The sequence below is a fragment of the Microcoleus sp. K1-B1 genome (genome assembly GCF_036704705.1).
Classification (GTDB): domain Bacteria; phylum Cyanobacteriota; class Cyanobacteriia; order Cyanobacteriales; family Microcoleaceae; genus Microcoleus.
The window spans coordinates 1-16,685 of sequence record NZ_JAUBSH010000045.1 but is presented as its reverse complement, the minus strand read 5'-3'; the positions used below and the strand labels follow the sequence as shown (position 1 = coordinate 16,685).

Here is a 16,685-nt window from a genome sequence, read left to right as displayed (position 1 = left end):
CTATTAAGGGATTTCGACGGGCAAGGATATAGTAAATTTTGTTTGACCAGGCACGCTTTCTACTTGCAGTTCACCTTGGTGTTTTTCCAGAATTTTTTGAACTATATCTAATCCCAAACCGCTGCCTTCCCCTGGAGGTTTAGTTGTGAAAAACGGCTCAAAAATTCTCGGCATAATCTCTGGAGGAATGCCGGGACCACTGTCGGTAATACTGACTGATATTGCGTTCGCTTGGTGTTTGACATCAATTTTTAACACGCCTTTGTTGCCCATCGCTTGTAAAGCATTGTGAACTAAATTTGTCCAAACTTGATTGAGTTCATCAGGATAGCATAGCACAGAGGGCAAATTAGTACCATAGTTTCTGACTACTTCCACACCGTGTTTGATTTGGTAGTGGTAAAGCGTTAAAACAGTATCAATACCGTCGGTAATATTAGCGATTACTTTGGAACCCGACTGGTCGTAACGAGAGTAGCTTTTCAAAGCAAAAACGATTTTGGCTGCCCTATCTGTAGCAGTAGCAATATTTTTAGTGCTTTTTTGTACCGTAGCAAATTGGTAGGCGGTTTGTACAATACTTCGACTTTGGCTGTCTTTCAATAAAGGTAAAAAAGGTTCTACATTATTGCCGATGCCGATATCTAATAAAGTACAGGCAAGACTGGCGGCGGCGTCAATCTTTTCTGATTCTAATTGCCCCTGCAAAACTTTTTTTAACTGACGTTTTTCTTTACTAGATAATGTATCTGTTTCTTGGCTGGACTTATGTAGCAAAGCAAAGAAATCGTGCCGCCTTTCCGGGGATAGTTGTTGAAAAAATATCGGCAACTGCTGCAACTGTTCCGTCCAGAAGTCGGCGATGTTCTGCACAGAAGAGCGAATCGCCCCTAAAGGAGAATTGATTTCATGAGCAACTCCGGCAATTAACTGTCCGAGGGCTGCCATTTTTTCTGATTGAATAAGTTCTTTTTGAGTCCGCTTCAGTTCTTCTAAGGTATGAGATAATTCTGCATTTTTTTGGCACAGCGCTGACTCGGCTATTTTGCGGGCGTTGATGTTGCGGGCAACCCAAATAACTGCATCTTTTGAGAACAGAGAAATGCAGGCAGAAAACCAAATTTCGCGACCAGAAACTGTTAAGCTGTAGTCAAAATTGATAGTTTGTTGTGTTTCTAACACTTGCTGAACTAACACCCACCAATCATCCGGGTTGTCGTCGTCAAAAAAATGTTCTATGGTCAAGCTGACGATATCGCAATCAGGCTCAGAAGCTGCTGCCACATTCGTTGGCAAAACTTCTATGTTCCGCTGACTGTCTAGCACGAGAACGATGTCGGTCATCGCTTCAAAAACGGCGCGGACTTTCCTTTCAGAAAAGTGCAATTTTTCTTCGAGCAATTTTCTACCGCTAATTTGTTGCTGCAATTCTTCGTTACTGGCTGCTAGTTGAACCGTGCGGTCTAAAACTCGCTGTTCGAGTTCGGTGTTGAGGCGGCGAACTTCAGATTCAGCGGTGGTGCGGTCTTGTATTTCCTTTTTTAACTGACTGTTGGCATTAATTAATTCTAAAGTTCGCTGTTTGATTTGTTCTTCCAAATTATCATTTAAGAGTCGCAATTTTTCCTCGACTTCAGTTCTCCGCAACGCTTCTTTTTGCAATTCTTCGTTCATTTTGTTCAACTCCTGAATTTTGTCGGCGACTGTTTCCTGCAAAAGCTCGACATTTGCGTGCATTTCTACCGGATCTAAGGCCTGCAGCAGGCTAATTTCAGTCACAATTCCGGCTAAATATCCTTCCTCGTCCACCACCACCAAGCGCCGGATGCCGTGCTGCTGCATTAACTGATGAGCCTGCCACAAGGTGGCTTTTACCTGCAACGGTATCAGCGGAAAACTCATCGCGGCGGTGACGGGAGTACGTGCGAAATCTAGTCCCGAAGCTTGGAATTTAACAATGTCGCGTTCTGTAATTATGCCCACAGGTTTCTGATTTTTTTTGTCGCTGTCGGTGCAAATGACTATGCAGCTTTTCCGCTGGTTTCTCATCTGTTTTGCGACTTCTAAAACTGACGCGCTGCTTGAGGTAAATATTACTTGTCTGGTCATAATTTCTTCGGCACGCCACATTTTCAGTAAGTCTGCCGGTTTGAGGATTTGACGGATGCTTTCGCAGGTGATAGCGCCTAGCAACTTGCCACCTTCATCTAGGACGGGTAAATGACGGATTCTTTTCGATCGCAATATGCTCAATACTTTGAAGATATTTCCCCCTTGATCGATGGAAATAGCGATCGGGTTTTCAGTCATTACCTCAGAAATTGCCACCCCTTCTAGCGGTATTTCGCTAGCAGTTATTTTCACAACATCGCGTTCTGTAAAAATTCCGAGCAATTGCTGCTCAAACGCGATTAAAATACAACTGGCACTCGCCTCAGTCATGGCAGCAATTGCGACTTTCAAGGGTGTGTCTGGAGGCAGCACCGGCGGTTTGGGGTCGATCGCCTGTTCTAGCAAGCTTTGGGTATCAGAAACTGTTGTTGACATGGGCAAATCAAGGGGGATATATGCAGGCGGAACCGCCACTTAATACCATTTTAGATTTCAGATTTTACCGTCGCGGTACGCTCACCGCAATCGAGAATTGACATCGGTCTAAAGTTGCATTTTAGTGGCGCATTGGTATGATTTTTAGTGCGATCGCCCTTGAGCGCGATCGGAATTAACACCACGTCCTTTGACCGATAACTGATGTTACTTCTATTTTACCCGAATATTTTTCCACACTTTTTTTAACAATCTCCCGTCCCCCGCCGCTGCCTTCGTCGGCGAGTTTTGTGGTAAAGAACGGATCACATATTTGTGGCAAAATTACCGGGTAATTCAGTTGCCAGTGACGAGTAGGCTCTGATTTTCTGCTCAGACCTCTACTTTTAAAACTCCGCAATTCTCTATCGCTTGTAAACCATTGTGCATCATATTTAGGGAAGCTTGTTTGAGTTCGTCTGGATTACACAACAATTGAGGCAGTGTAGCTTGAGATTCTCTGACAATTTATACTCGGTTTTGTAGTTTTTAAATCAAAAGTTAATCTAGTTTTAAGGGGTCATTAATAGTGGCAATTACTTTTCTACCATACAGTTATCTCGAAAATATTTTTTAAATTAAAAATTACTTTTGTGGCTCTCTCTAGCAAATTCTATTCTTGAGAATCCGTGATAAATGACAGAGACTATCTGCCTGAATCAACCCTTTAAGCACCCTTTGATGAAATATGTGATTGCAGTGCAAGTTTATGGATTCCTTATGTTGAGCAAGCAGGATGCTCGCTTCAGAAATTTCGCATTTTATTTCTGTAATTTATTGCCATAAGAAATAGGAATATTGCGAGTTTTGGCACAATAACCGACAACTTCAAATTCAGCATTTTTGAGAATAATTTAATAACTTTCTCGGAACATTGCGCGACTTTCCCTTAGATGAAACTTGCTGTGAGCGATACAAGCTGCTACTAAATATAATATCCTGCCTCAGAGGCTGTTGGCATTGAACATCGATAACTGTAGCTATGTGTTGCAGTAACTAGCAGCCCAGAAAATCAGGGTGCCCGCAATTGTAAATAATAACCCTGCCTTTGCGCGCAAGCATTCAAGGCAGGGTTATTATTGAGTATTCCAAATTCTCCAGAGTGAAGCGAGGGCGCTGCTGCCGACTTCGGCTGCCCAGCAGTGCACTACTCGCCCAATCGAGTGATTTTAGCGCTGCGTTCGGCCAACATCAGCACTACATAAATAGTCATTACATAACCGGCGGCCAGAATGGGAATAATTAGAGGAATATCGCGATAAATCATAATTAGAACCAAAAGTCAAGGACGAGGAGGAGCAGGACAAGTTCAAGACCTACTACATTAAGTCAGCACGCAAGACCATGCCTTGGTTCTGAAGGCTGTTTTTCCATATCAAGCCTGCGGGAACATTTAGGCGTTCCCGGTCATCAATAATGATTTACTGCTTTACAGATGCTTAAACAGCCTAAAACCATCCACTTTAGCTGCTTTGAGCTACCGTGCACATAAGATGCGCTACTCTTAACTTCTGAAAACTTTTAGCTGCGAGGAACTAAAAATCTGTCCCAGAAATTTTGGCTGCGATCGACTAACAAGGCTGGCTCTACGAAACTTTTACAGGCACCTAATAGCTACCTGCCCGTCTGGCTGTACTTAATGTATAGAATTGTTTAAATCCTTAATACCCATAATAACACAGGGTTTCTGGGATTTAGAGATTTTTTGGCAATGTCCTTAACAATTCGATACAATAGGGGCAACCCCTCTGGCAGCCGGCTACTCGCCTCTGGCAGACGGGTGACTCCCATCGGGTGGTAGATGACAAATAACTGCCGATCGCCTAGATTTTTCTTTTCTATTGCAGAGAATTACCTTAAAATAAAGATATGATATGTAAAATTTTGTTACTTTACGGCTTGAGTCGGCGTATCCATGATCTCTAGCACTCTCCTATTTTCCTCGGTTGAAGAAGACCTGCGACTGTTGACAGAAAACTTAAAACAGTTAGTGGGTGCCCGTCATCCCATCTTGTACGCGGCTGCAGAATACTTATTCGGCACAAAGGGAAAACGAGTGAGACCCGCAATCGTTCTGTTGATGGCCAAGGCGACTATGCCCGATCGGGAAATCACGGAAAAACACCGCCGCCTCGCTGAAATCACGGAAATGATCCACACAGCTAGTCTCGTGCACGATGACGTGGTGGACGAGTCGGATCTGCGGCGGGGAGTGCCTACGGTTCACAGTCGGTTTAACAACCGAGTGGCAGTATTGGCGGGAGACTTCCTGTTTGCTCAATCTTCCTGGCATTTGGCAAATCTTGATAACCTGCCAGTAGTAAAACTGCTTTCAGAAGTGATTATGGATTTAGCTGAGGGGGAAATTCAACAGGGACTAAATGGATTTGACACCAGCTTGTCGATCGAAGCGTACCTCGAAAAAAGTTATTACAAAACAGCGTCTTTAATTGCCAACAGTTCCAAAGCAGCGGGCTGTTTGAGCGAGGTTTCAGCGGAAATAGCAGACGATTTGTACAACTACGGGCGAAACATTGGTTTGGCATTCCAAATAGTAGATGATATATTAGATTTCACCGCTTCAACGGAAACTTTGGGGAAACCTGCAGGCTCGGATCTCAGAAGCGGTAATCTGACAGCACCCGCACTATTTGCCTTAGAAGAAAAACCTTACTTGGAAGTTCTCATAGAACGCGAATTTGCCCAAGAAGGAGATATAGAGCAGGCCCTGGCACTGGTAGAAGATTCTAGAGGCATAGAGCGATCGCGAGAACTAGCCACAAACCACGCACAGAAAGCCGTCGAATACTTAGCTGCGCTGCCCCATTCAGAGTCCCGTCAAGCTTTGATTGATTTGGCTGAATACGTTTTGAGTAGGCTTTATTAGAGGTTAAAAAGTTACACTTTATTGGTAATGGGGAATTGGTAATGGGGCATTCCCAATGCCTAATGCCCTATTACCAATTAATAGAAAATTGAGTGGTTTAGGCAATATCTGGCGGTGGAGCCGATCGATACTGTTGCAAGTAAACGTTAATTAAACTCTGTACTTGCTCGCGAGGGATTTCCGTCCCGACTTCCTGATTTCCGGGACTTTCAAAAAAAACAATGCTGTCAAGACCTTCCAGAGCTATCATCTGAAATAAAATGTGAGTGACAGGCAAAAGCACCGGTCTGAGGCGATCGCCCCCAGCAGCCGCAGCCTGCGACGCATCTTTAATACTTGTCCAAGCATAAATCACCCTCTTCTCCCGTCCCGGTTGCTTGAGATTGCTCAAAACTACGATCGCCCAACTTTGGTCTACCGCTTGCAGGATCGAGTATTCGAGGTGCTGTAGCTGTTGGGCAATTAACACCAGTGCCGGGGCGATCGCCTTTAAGATTTGTGGCGTCGAACCGTCGGGCGGAGCTTTTTCGATCAATGCTTGAATCTGTTGGTCTAAATCCATCAGTCAGTTCTTTGATATCTAAAATTAAAAATTTCAGGTTAGCAGGTCCGCATCCAAGTATATATTACCCAGCACTGCCCTATTAAAGATAAGCTGACACCCCTCTAAATTTAAGATTTGGCAGCCTAGAGTCCCTGTAGCGAGCATTGGGGCAAAAAAATTAAGTGCGTAACACCTTACACAATGTCATCCAAAAAGTCTAACCATAGAGTGCTGAGCGCTAGCGCTGTCAAGGTGTGTTAAATCTGAGCCCGATAAAAAGCCGAAAACTGCTATTTCACGTTCTGATTTTTCAAACTTAAAGCAATAAAAACTGCTTGGGGGAGTTTGGTTTCAAAATCAAAACGCCCAAAGTTAGTAACTTCGTTGTGTACTGAGTCCCCCGGCGCTTACGGCGCACTCATGAGCGGGCTGGGTGCTGATGGCGCACCTTACCCCAGATGGCGACTCAAAGAATTTGTTGGCCCCACTCCTATATATCTATTATTCATATTTATAGTTGGTCGATCGTCCTTGACCAGGAATTTCAAAGGTGGTACCCGCCACGTGATTTATCCGTGGAATCAATCCAAAATCGAACATCAAAAATCCTCAAGCCCCCGCATTTATCCCTGGGGTCGCCTCTAAAATCTAAAATCTAAAATCTAAAATCGATTGACGCTACCCATACCTGCTGCTGCACCTCGGACTCATCAGTTACACCCCTAACTTTTTCGTTGTTGACTGCCCCAGAGTCACCTCAAATGTAACGAAATATTACAAGATGACGCTAAAGCAGCATAGAGGCTTGACAGCAAAGAATTCAGCGGCTAATCTGATATACATACCCGGGTAAGTCAATTCACTGTCATATGCAAGAAAAGCAAAAAGTTACATTGTATCTTCCACCAGAACTGCATCGCCAGCTCAAAATCCGAGCCGCAGTCGAAACTGAACCGATGTCATCAATTGCAGAAAGGGCAATTGTCTTCTACCTAGGAAATCCCGAACTGGTTGACGAAGTAGAAGCCTCCTACGGACAAACCCATCGGGTATACAACTGTCCAGAATGCACGGGTTCAGTAGTAATGCGAGATGGAGAACTGGCATCCGTAACAAGTCAGCCGAGCGTATTGGCTGAACAGGATCTTCCAGTAAAGCAGGTGTCGGGCGTCAGTGCCAGCACCGCCAAACCGGGAGAGGAAGAATTGGTTCCCTGCTAAGAATGCCTTGCTTCCCCAAAAAGCTAAAACTGCAATTTTCAGTAAGATGGCGAAGGGCAGCATTGAGATTCAGCAAAGATAGCACCGTCTCTAGTGGGTCGAGGACTATGCAAGAAGAGATCAGTATTCTAATCCAAGCTCAATATCCTCTGATCTACCTCGTGACATCCGAGGAAGAGCGGTGTGAGCAAGCAATTTCGACAATAGCTCAAGCAAAACCACAGCGACGAGTATTTATCTGGACTGTAACTCACGGCATTGTGGAGTATGGTCAACCCCGCACCACCACCCAACACAACACCGTCTCGCCCGAGGCAGCAATTGAATGGGTGATCAGGCAGCGAGAACCCAACAGTAACGCTAGCATCTACATTTTCAAAGATTTGCATCCTTTTATAGATTCTCCTCCGGTAACGAGGTGGTTGCGCGATGCGATCGCCCACTTCAAAGGAACGCAAAAGACAATTATACTGATGTCTCCTTTGCAGCAAATTCCGATCGAGCTAGAAAAGGAAGTAGTGGTATTAGACTTCGCGTTGCCAGACATGAAAGAACTAAACCAAGTCTTGTCTGGTCAGTTGGAGCAAACGAAATCGCGACGCATTACCACAGAAGCGCGAGAAAAACTTTTAAAAGCAGCCTTGGGATTGACCAAGGACGAAGCTGAAAAAGTTTATCGCAAAGCCCAAGTTTCGACTGGGCGCCTCACAGAAGAAGAAGTAGACATAGTTCTTTCGGAAAAAAAGCAATTAATTCGCCGCAACGGCATTCTAGAGTTCATTGAAGAAGACGAAACCCTGGATGCAGTCGGCGGTTTAGAAGAGCTGAAGCGGTGGCTGAGACAGCGTTCCAACGCCTTTACAGAAAGGGCGAGAGAATACGGTCTGCCCCAACCAAAAGGGATGTTAATTCTTGGCGTACCGGGATGCGGAAAATCGCTGATTGCTAAGACCACCTCCCGCCTCTGGGGACTGCCCCTGCTGAGGCTAGATATGGGTAGAGTCTACGATGGCTCGATGGTGGGTCGCTCGGAAGCAAACCTCCGCAATGCCCTCAAAACCGCAGAATCCATCTCTCCAGCCCTCCTCTTCATCGACGAACTAGACAAAGCCTTTGCAGGAGGCACTGGTTCGGCAGACTCAGACGGAGGAACCTCCAGCCGGATTTTCGGTTCATTCCTCACTTGGATGCAAGAAAAGACTTCCCCAGTCTTCGTAATGGCAACAGCCAACCGAATCGAGCGGTTGCCGGGAGAATTCTTGAGGAAAGGCCGATTCGACGAACTCTTCTTTGTTGATCTGCCTACCAAAGAAGAACGCCAAGATATATTTAAGATTCACCTGTCAAAGCGGCGTCGGGAAATTACTCGCTTCGATTTAGAGCAACTTTCCAATGTTTCCGAGGGCTTTTCAGGTGCAGAGATTGAGCAAGCGCTAGTAGCCGCAATGTACGAAGCCTTCGCTCAAGATCGAGAGTTTACGCAGCTAGACATCATCGCGGCCATTAAATCTACAATGCCACTGTCTAAAACAATGACCGAACAGGTCACTGCCCTTCGAGATTGGGCTAGACAGCGTGCACGGCCCGCTGCGTCTTCCGTCGCTGAATACCAGCGAATGGAATTCTAAAAGCTTTCTCCTGGTCCAAACAGGAGCAAAGGCTAGCAACAGCTAGCAGTTCGATTCAAGAGCCGCCCAGCGGCACCGTTAAATCCAGACCGTTGTTGTTTCTCTCTCAGTTTTATTAGGAGGAAATCCAATGTCTCACTTTAGCACTCTGCGTACCAAAATCACCGACGCCGAAATCCTGAAAGCTTCCCTGCGTGACTTGGGCATTTCAGTCAAGTCAGAAGCTGATGTTCGTGGCTATAATGGTCAGCGCGTTCGCTCCGACATCGTAGCGATTCTCGAAGGCGAATATGACCTGGGTTGGTCTCGCAATAGCGATGGTTCTTTTGATCTGATTGCCGACCTCTGGGGCGTCGCCAAAAAGCACAATCAAACTGAGTTAATCAACTCCATCAACCAGAAGTACGCAGTTAACAAGACCTTGGCAGCAGTCAAGCAGCGCGGTTTGCAAAATGCCAACGTTAAGCTGGTAGTGCAAAACTAATTGAACTGCATGTTTCCAAGCTCGCGGGTTAACCAAACAAACGGGTTAACCCGTTTTTAGCTAGCTAGGATGTAGAGGGGGGTCTTTGGGCCGCCACATACTTTTTTAGCACCCCCAAGCAGCAGCTTTCAATCTGAAAGCTGCTGCTTTATGCTTTAATGCTCGGCTACCTAATGCTTGGGGTAATCGTCGATCGTTTGTTGATAAATTTCAAGTATTCGATCGACTTTGCGTTCCCAATCAAAATGCTGCCTGACTCGTTCCCGTCCCGCACAACCCATACTCTGCCTTAATTCTGGTGACTGAGCGAGCTTGAGCATCGCATCTGTCAGTCCTTGGACAAATCCTTCTTTAGAAGTCGGTTCTACTAAAATACCGCAAGTGGAATTCAGATAATCTGCCGGGCCGCCCCAGTTCGTTGCTATGACGGGTAAGCCCACTGCCATTGCCTCCATCACCACTGCCCCCCCAGGCTCCCGCAAACTGGGGAAAACCATTGCATGAGCTTGTTGCATTTTGAGAGCGCACTCCTCCTGAGACAGCCAGCCACTAAATACAACGCTGCTGTCGATGCCTAAACGAGCTGTTTGAGCTTCGAGTTCCCCTCGGATGTGCCCATCACCGATGATTTCCAAGACTGCATCAGTTTGAGCGACGACGGGCGCGAAGGCTTCCAGCAGTAAATCTACAGCTTTCCAGTCGATCAGCCTGCCTAAAAATATAAAATGAACCTGCCCGGCCGCTGCTCTTGATAAGCTAGAGTCCGATCGCCACACCGAGAAATCCACGCCGTTTTCCACAAGTTCAATAATTTTACCCTGCACCCCAGATGCAAGTGCCTGCTTCGTGCGCTCGTTTGCCACTAACAGCGTCTCGGCTTTGATTTTACCGGGAAAAAGACGATTGAAAAAATCGACGCACTGGTGACCGATCTCGATTAAAATATCTATGGTAGGATTTTGGCGCGCTCGAAAAGCCAGAGGAAAATTAACCGACGTGTTCATCGGCCCGATAACTACCGGCACTCCCAATCCGAACATCAACGAAGGAATTGTTGCCGAGACTGGTGTCGGTTCGTGTACAATATCAATCTTGTGTTCGCTCACCAGCCGCCGGACAATGCGACGCTGTAGCACTTGGGTGTACAGGTGAGAGAGCAGCCCAAAAGTAAAGTCATTCACTCTTTCAGGAATAAATCGCGCGCAATTGTTAAGCAGCCGGTGCAGCCAAGTATCGGGTACAAAGTGCATCCGATCGCGGTCTTCTGGAAACAGCCCTGTGAGTTCTGCCTGGGTGCGGGCGTGCGTCACTAACCATGTCTCTATTTGGCGTGATCGAAGTATCCGGAAGTAGTTGACCGGCAGCAATGACTCGCCACCGAATTTAGTTGAGGCATTCTGAGCAACAATTAAAATTCGCATAACTTGTTTCGGACTCAACTACATTTATGTACTCTGAGATTAAATTTCTTCTTTGGAATAACTAAGACGGGTTAGTTATTCCAAGTTTTTCCAAGCACTGAGCTAAAGTTTCTGCACTGCGGCCGTGGCTAAATTTGGCCATGATTTTTTTGCGGGATTCCTGACTGAGGCTCAAAGCAAGTTCGGGATTTTGCAAGAGATTGGCGATCGCATCTGCTAATTGATCGGGGGCTTCAGGTTCTACAAGTAGCCCATCAATCCCGTCATCTATAAGCTCCTTTACTCCTCCTGACCCTGTAACTACTACAGGCATCTCCATTGCCATCGCTTCCATGATGGCGACACCTAGAGGTTCGTGCCAACTGGCAAGGACAAATACCTGTGCTTTTTCAAGGGACTCATTGACGGTATCTTCAGACACCGCACCGAGAAGGCTAACACAACTTTTCAAGCCAAGCTGTTCGATCAGCTTTTCTAACTCAAGGCGGTAGCCACTGCCACCCTGTTCGTCTTCTCCAGCAATTTGCAGCTCAACATTAAATCCTCGTTTTCTGAGTATATCTATCGCCGCAATCAAATCCGCATGACCTTTACATCTGTTGAGACGCCCGCAACTAAAAATGTGGCAAGCATCACTTCCATTCCATACAGAATATGGTATTTTTCTCTGGAAACGCGAGAGGTCAACCCCCATAGGAGCTATTTCAACCTTTTGAGGAAGATGACCCGCAAGGCATTTGTTCACTTCGTCATAAAGCTTTTTAGTAATGACTATTGCAAAAGCCGAAAAGTGCCATTTCTGTTCTTGGTTAGGGCCGTAGTCACTTAGGGGGCCGTGCAGCGTCAGGCTATACGATACTTTTGAGAGTAATGAGGCGAACATCGCTATACTGGCGGCATTGGCACAGGAATGAACGTGGATGTGCGACCAACCTTTTGTTCTTGCTAACCTTGCGAGTTTGCCAGCAACAAAAATCAATGCCAATAGCCGAACCTTTTGAGATAAGGATGTGTCACTCGCTTTGGCAGTAACTGCGAGGCACTGCCACCATGCAGCGGGACCAGCTTTGAGAACCTCTAGGAATGAGTTAATAAAATCTTTCGCAGCAAAAGGAAATAGATAAACAGTATTTTTTTGAGCTTCTTCTGCCCATACGTGAGAAGCGATCGCTCTGGGGGGCGGTTGAGTGGATACTAAATCTGTTTCAATTCCCAGTTCTGCAAGAAATTGGCGCTCCCGCCAGAAAAAAATGTGTGTTTGTCCTGGAAATTGTGGAATAAAGTATCCAATTTTTGCCTTCATTTCGTACCTACTTTCTAATTTTTAACTCAAAAATATCGCTTTATTATAACAACATCACTCTACTATGTCGAGGCATTAACACTTTTCTCACCGAGCATTTTTTCGTAAATTTCTACTATTTTTATGGCTTTGTTTTCCCACGCAAATTCTCTGGCTTTTTCGATCGCCTTAGCTGACATACTTTCCCGCAGCCGATCATCTTCGACTAACAGCTTAATTTTACTTGTCAACTCTTGGGTGAGATAATCTCTAGAAATTGGCTCTATCTTAAAACCAGTTTCTTCATTCACGTATTCACCAATACCGCCGTTATTAGCCACTATGCAGGGGAGCCCGCAAGCCATAGCTTCCATTACCACTGCGCCACCAAACTCTCGGATCGAAGGGAAACAAAAAATATCTGCTTTTCTGTAATAATCCAGAGTTTCTTGTTGATTAATCCATCCGGCAAAGCTGACTATTTCGCCTAATTTAAGCTCCTTCACTCTGTTTTCCAAATTGTTTCTTTCTGAGCCGTCTCCTACTATGCTTAAGCGGATTTTACTTTGAAGTTCCTGGTCTAATTTCCCAATAGACTCAATGACCATATCGGCGCCTTTGTAAGGAACTAAGCGACCCACAAAAAGCAGATTGATCTTGCTAACATCTTTCTTGAAAATATTTTTCTGATTTAAAAAATCCTCGGAAAGGCCATTTTCGTATAACAAATCAATTCTTTGGTCAGGGATTGCAAACAAATCTTTTAGCATATTTAAAGTATATTGTGAACCCGCTAAAATTTTGTCGGCTTTTTGGTAAGTTTCTGCATAACCTGGAATTAATGCTCTACCAACTGCTCTCAAAAAGTTAAATTGAGCAAATTCTTGTCTTGCCGTTTCTTGAAAACCTGGGGGAAAGGGAATGCCCCCATTCACTGGCCCTAGAATAAAAGGAGTCTGCTGGCATACACTGACTACTTTAAACGGATAGCGCGGCATCATCGGGGTAATTGCATGAACTATGTCATAATCTCCGTTGAGGATTTTTCCTTTGAATTTTTGATATACTTGTTGATTGAATTGCTCATAAATTGGGTAATTCAAGGCATGATAAACTGGCCAATTTATTCGCCCGGTTGCGGTAAGCTTTGCAACTATTTTATAATATTGCTGGGCTAACTTTCCTTCCTCAAGGTAGATGATTTTTTTATATTCCGGATGTTTTTCCAGGGCTGGTTTATTTCTAATATGAGTAACGAGTGTTGCATCAACTAAATTGTTGATTTTTTGAAAAAAATTGTACCCCACCAAAGGTACTGATGCCCAGTCAGGATTGCATTGTTCTACAATTAGTAAAACTTTTAATTTTTTATTACTCATTTGTTTGCTACTTAGAGGTTGACTTTCTGGGACGTTAGCTGTAATTCTAGCTGGCTGAATTAATAGAGTTGGTGGTTTTGTATTCGATTAGCTTGCTCTGCTGCCCCAGCAATCGGCGCTGGTGAAACTGAATTTGACCTTGTAGCTGGGGAAATTTGGCTAATACACATGACAAAGCGTAGATGGCTGCGTCTTTAGTTGTGAACTCCCGATGCTTTATATAATAGTTATAGGTGCGATAGGTTGCTAAGGGGTAGCCACTCAATAGTAACAAGCTCCAGCCTTTTGTCGGCCATGTCATGGCCAAGGCTAGGGCTGGCAACACTAAGCCCCAAAACCAGGTGCTGCGGGTTTCTTTGACCCAATGGCGCTCTGGTTCGCTGCCGTGCATCCAGGAACCTTCGGCATAGGCGTGACCCGCTCTTTGAGCGCGCTTCCACCACTGAGCGAAACTGGTCATTTGCGCGTCGTGCAGGGTCATTTCTGCGTCTAAGCGGAGGATTTTCCAACCTTTTTGGCGAAGCCGCAAGCACAGTTCGGGTTCTTCGCCGGCTATTAGTGCGGGATTGAAACCTTCGACTTGCTCAAATGCGGTGGCGCGCATCATGGAGTCGCCACCGCAGGCTTTGGTTTCGCCGATGGGGGTATCCCACTCAATGTCGCACAATTGGTTGTAGATGCTTGCTTCGGGATATCGTTCGCGCCTGCGGCCGCATACTGCTGCTACGTCTGGTTTGGCTGCGAGTTCGCTGTAGGCTCGATCAATCCATCCATCCACTACTTCGCAGTCACCATCCACAAATTGGACAAATTCGATGTCTGGCGCTATTTCCAGCAAGCGGGCAAAGCCTTCGTTTCTGGCGCGTGCTGCGGTAAACGGTATAGATAAGTCTAGTTCTACTGTATCGGCTCCGATCGATCGGGCTAAATCTAGGCTACCGTCTGTTGAGCCGGAATCGACATAGACGACGCGGGCAACTTTGTCTGTGGCCGAGACGAGGCATTGGCGGAGGCGCTGCCCTTCATTTCGTCCGATCGCCACTAATCCAACTTGTTTCAACTCTTACCTCTTAAATTCGACTCGCGAGCTGTTATTTTAATATTTTAGTAACTGTTAAGCTAACTTCACAATATCTTTATAACATAAATCCCAACGAGTTCCTGTCTTCGGTGTTCAACTACTGGTAGCTTATTGTGCATTAAACAACACCAATACTTCTGAGTGCTGCTCGGTCACAAATGCTAAATTTAAGTTATTTATTCGCAATTTACTGCATTGATCGGTGAGGCAGCCATAGATTTTTGTCTCTCTGCCACCAGTGGAATTGCCCATAATCAAATTCTGTCGATTTCTTTGGGGGCGGTTTGATGTAGATTGCTAGCCTGAATTGTAATTTTTTGGTGAAACCCGCCCCTAGGAGTATTGTAGTTATTTTACCGGAACTGCTGAGCGGAATTCGCAATCAGTGATGCCCAGAATATCCAGATATTTTTGAGCCGTAACCTCCAGGTTGAATTGGGCAAGCCAAGCTGGATCGGCAGGCTTTGTTTGACCGGACAATACTTTTAAAATACCTTGTGCCAGCGCTTCACTGTCGCCTTCTGGAACTAGCTCGCCGTACTTGCCTCCGTCTAAAAGTTCAGACGGGCCGCTTTGGCAATTTGTAGAAACAATTGGGGTTCCCAAAGTCATTACTTCTGCCAGTACCATCGACAGGCCTTCCCAAGATGAAGACAAGACAAATACTGTAGATCGTGCCATGTATGCAAAAGGATTTTTTACAAAACCGGGCATTGCCACGTCTTTTTCCAAGCCCAATTCGCGGATTAGATATTCCAGTCGTTCCCGCTCTGACCCCTCGCCTAAAATCATCAGCCGAGCCGATCGCACCTGTCGTACTTTAGCAAAAGCATTAATTAAGTTAGGAAAATTTTTTTGTTTTTCTAATCTCCCCACTCCCAGAATTACAGGCACTTCTGGGGAATTAAACCAGGGGTGGTCTAGAGGTTCTTTACCTTTTTCTATGATTTCATCAGTCTCTATGGGGTTGTTAATTACCTGGATTCGCTCGGCAGCTAAGCCAGTTATAGCCGCTACGTCTTCAGCTACTCCTTGAGAAACTGCTACTATGCCGTCTGCCCAGGGGTATAAAAGTCGCGCTGTCAGAGGCGACCAATGCTTAAAGGTTAAGGGAGAGGAATTTCCCACTTCCTGGGAAAGATGCGTGTGTTCTGATACCACCACCCGTGTCGGTAAGCCAGAAAAATGCTTACTCAATAGTGCTACTTCGTTAGCAAAATGATTTGCTGACATTAAAGCTGTGGGTTGTTCCTGTCGCAGGTAACGCACTAATTTAGGAACTCTTGTTAATATCTTTTCAGCTTCAAGGTTGATAATCCGAACCGACGGGGGAAAGTCCCACAGGAAAAGATTTCCGGGAAAGTTAATTACCAAATCTACCTTGACACCGCGAGCTACAAAATTGCGAGTTAAGTTCAACATTACCCGCTCTATACCCCCATTGAACAGGCAATGCAGATAAATAGCAATGTGCGCTGGCTTTTTGAGTGTATCCATTGAATTATTGTTTTAGTTTGAGTAGTGTTTCTCGATCAAAATTGATCCTGCAAGCTGTGGCTGCGGGGAATTTCTTGTGCGGCTGCAGACTGCTGCTAATTCTGGTTGGGCTGCGAGTTATTGTGCGACTCTCTGGAGCCAGCCGTCAACCAATTGGCAGCAGCCATCCACAAATTGGACAAATTCAAGGGCTGCTGCTAGTTCCAGCAAGTGGGCAAAGCCTTCGTTTCTGGTGCGTGCTGCGGTAAAGGGTATAGATAAGTCTAGTTCTACTGTATCGGTTCCGATCGATCGGGCTAACTCTAGGCTACCGTCTGTTGAGCCGGAATCGACATAGACGACGCGGGCAACTTTGTCTGTGGCCGAGACGAGGCATTGGCGAAGGCGCTGGCCTTCGTTTCGTCCGATCGCTACTAATCCAATGTTTTTCAAGGTTTACCTCTTGAATTTTACGCCTAATAAAATTTTATTTCTTGTTCTGCAACTACACCCACTTTACGATACCACATACGAATAATTTTCTGTTCTCAGATGTTACTACCAGATAACTATGATGAGGAGGGAAATTATAAATTGTAAAGATACCTTGTTTGTTTGGCAGGGTGCATCTCACTTTTGCGAATGTGTCAAAAAAGAGTTAAAATGAAAAAGCTAGTAAAATCGTCAAATAAAGATG

The 16,685-nt window shown here is 45.4% G+C and carries 12 protein-coding genes; 4 read left to right on the top strand and 8 right to left on the bottom strand.

The genetic code is table 11. The features are described from left to right. Nucleotides 1–3: 3 nt before the first annotated feature. On the bottom strand, nucleotides 4–2,547 hold the full coding sequence (locus tag QUA83_RS17440) for a CBS domain-containing protein (RefSeq protein WP_333294701.1): 2,544 nt from the start codon (nucleotides 2,545–2,547) through the stop codon (nucleotides 4–6). A 1,954-nt stretch (nucleotides 2,548–4,501) separates the two neighbouring features. Here QUA83_RS17440 and sds point away from each other — a divergent pair. Then, nucleotides 4,502–5,473 carry a solanesyl diphosphate synthase gene (gene sds, locus QUA83_RS17435; RefSeq protein WP_333214464.1) on the top strand — a complete coding sequence of 324 codons (972 nt, stop codon included), beginning with the start codon at nucleotides 4,502–4,504 and terminating at the stop codon, nucleotides 5,471–5,473. Between the two features lie 97 nt (nucleotides 5,474–5,570). Here sds and QUA83_RS17430 read toward each other — a convergent pair whose 3' ends face one another. Then, nucleotides 5,571–6,035 carry a hypothetical protein gene (locus QUA83_RS17430; protein ID WP_333294698.1) on the bottom strand — a complete coding sequence of 155 codons (465 nt, stop codon included), beginning with the start codon at nucleotides 6,033–6,035 and terminating at the stop codon, nucleotides 5,571–5,573. An 851-nt stretch (nucleotides 6,036–6,886) separates the two neighbouring features. Here QUA83_RS17430 and QUA83_RS17425 point away from each other — a divergent pair. From QUA83_RS17425 to QUA83_RS17415, 3 genes are all read left to right on the top strand, one after another. Then, entirely contained in the window at nucleotides 6,887–7,237 is a 351-nt protein-coding gene (locus tag QUA83_RS17425) for a hypothetical protein (protein ID WP_006635783.1), read from the top strand. 107 nt (nucleotides 7,238–7,344) lie between these two features. Continuing rightward, on the top strand, nucleotides 7,345–8,865 hold the full coding sequence (gene ycf46 / locus QUA83_RS17420) for a stress-responsive protein Ycf46 (RefSeq protein ID WP_333294695.1): 1,521 nt from the start codon (nucleotides 7,345–7,347) through the stop codon (nucleotides 8,863–8,865). Nucleotides 8,866–8,995: 130 nt separating this feature from the next. Continuing rightward, nucleotides 8,996–9,349: a DUF1257 domain-containing protein gene (locus QUA83_RS17415; protein WP_006635781.1), complete on the top strand. Its 354-nt coding sequence runs from the start codon at nucleotides 8,996–8,998 to the stop codon at nucleotides 9,347–9,349. 170 nt (nucleotides 9,350–9,519) lie between these two features. Here QUA83_RS17415 and QUA83_RS17410 read toward each other — a convergent pair whose 3' ends face one another. From QUA83_RS17410 to QUA83_RS17385, 6 genes are all read right to left on the bottom strand, one after another. Continuing rightward, nucleotides 9,520–10,770 carry a glycosyltransferase family 4 protein gene (locus QUA83_RS17410; RefSeq protein WP_333294693.1) on the bottom strand — a complete coding sequence of 417 codons (1,251 nt, stop codon included), beginning with the start codon at nucleotides 10,768–10,770 and terminating at the stop codon, nucleotides 9,520–9,522. Nucleotides 10,771–10,831: 61 nt separating this feature from the next. Continuing rightward, entirely contained in the window at nucleotides 10,832–12,073 is a 1,242-nt protein-coding gene (gene epsE, locus QUA83_RS17405; RefSeq protein ID WP_333294690.1) for an exopolysaccharide biosynthesis GT4 family glycosyltransferase EpsE, read from the bottom strand. A 62-nt stretch (nucleotides 12,074–12,135) separates the two neighbouring features. After that, entirely contained in the window at nucleotides 12,136–13,431 is a 1,296-nt protein-coding gene (locus QUA83_RS17400; protein ID WP_333294689.1) for a glycosyltransferase family 4 protein, read from the bottom strand. Nucleotides 13,432–13,477: 46 nt separating this feature from the next. Beyond that, nucleotides 13,478–14,491, bottom strand: coding sequence for a glycosyltransferase (locus QUA83_RS17395; RefSeq protein WP_333294685.1), 1,014 nt, complete (start codon nucleotides 14,489–14,491; stop codon nucleotides 13,478–13,480). Between the two features lie 369 nt (nucleotides 14,492–14,860). Beyond that, nucleotides 14,861–16,009, bottom strand: a complete 1,149-nt coding sequence (locus QUA83_RS17390) for a glycosyltransferase (protein WP_333294684.1) — start codon at nucleotides 16,007–16,009, stop codon at nucleotides 14,861–14,863. 117 nt (nucleotides 16,010–16,126) lie between these two features. Then, a complete protein-coding gene (locus tag QUA83_RS17385) occupies nucleotides 16,127–16,441 on the bottom strand; it encodes a glycosyltransferase family 2 protein (protein ID WP_333294683.1) in 315 nt (104 codons plus the stop codon). Nucleotides 16,442–16,685 lie beyond the last annotated feature (244 nt).

Excerpts from the sequence above, each read along its gene's own strand:
- QUA83_RS17440 (WP_333294701.1), bottom strand. The coding sequence starts at position 2,547 with ATGTCAACAACAGTTTCTGATACCCAAAGCTTGCTAGAACAGGCGATC.
- sds (WP_333214464.1), top strand. The coding sequence starts at position 4,502 with ATGATCTCTAGCACTCTCCTATTTTCCTCGGTTGAAGAAGACCTGCGA.
- QUA83_RS17430 (WP_333294698.1), bottom strand. The coding sequence starts at position 6,035 with ATGGATTTAGACCAACAGATTCAAGCATTGATCGAAAAAGCTCCGCCC.
- QUA83_RS17425 (WP_006635783.1), top strand. The coding sequence starts at position 6,887 with ATGCAAGAAAAGCAAAAAGTTACATTGTATCTTCCACCAGAACTGCAT.
- ycf46 (WP_333294695.1), top strand. The coding sequence starts at position 7,345 with ATGCAAGAAGAGATCAGTATTCTAATCCAAGCTCAATATCCTCTGATC.
- QUA83_RS17415 (WP_006635781.1), top strand. The coding sequence starts at position 8,996 with ATGTCTCACTTTAGCACTCTGCGTACCAAAATCACCGACGCCGAAATC.
- QUA83_RS17410 (WP_333294693.1), bottom strand. The coding sequence starts at position 10,770 with ATGCGAATTTTAATTGTTGCTCAGAATGCCTCAACTAAATTCGGTGGC.
- epsE (WP_333294690.1), bottom strand. The coding sequence starts at position 12,073 with ATGAAGGCAAAAATTGGATACTTTATTCCACAATTTCCAGGACAAACA.
- QUA83_RS17400 (WP_333294689.1), bottom strand. The coding sequence starts at position 13,431 with ATGAGTAATAAAAAATTAAAAGTTTTACTAATTGTAGAACAATGCAAT.
- QUA83_RS17390 (WP_333294684.1), bottom strand. The coding sequence starts at position 16,009 with ATGGATACACTCAAAAAGCCAGCGCACATTGCTATTTATCTGCATTGC.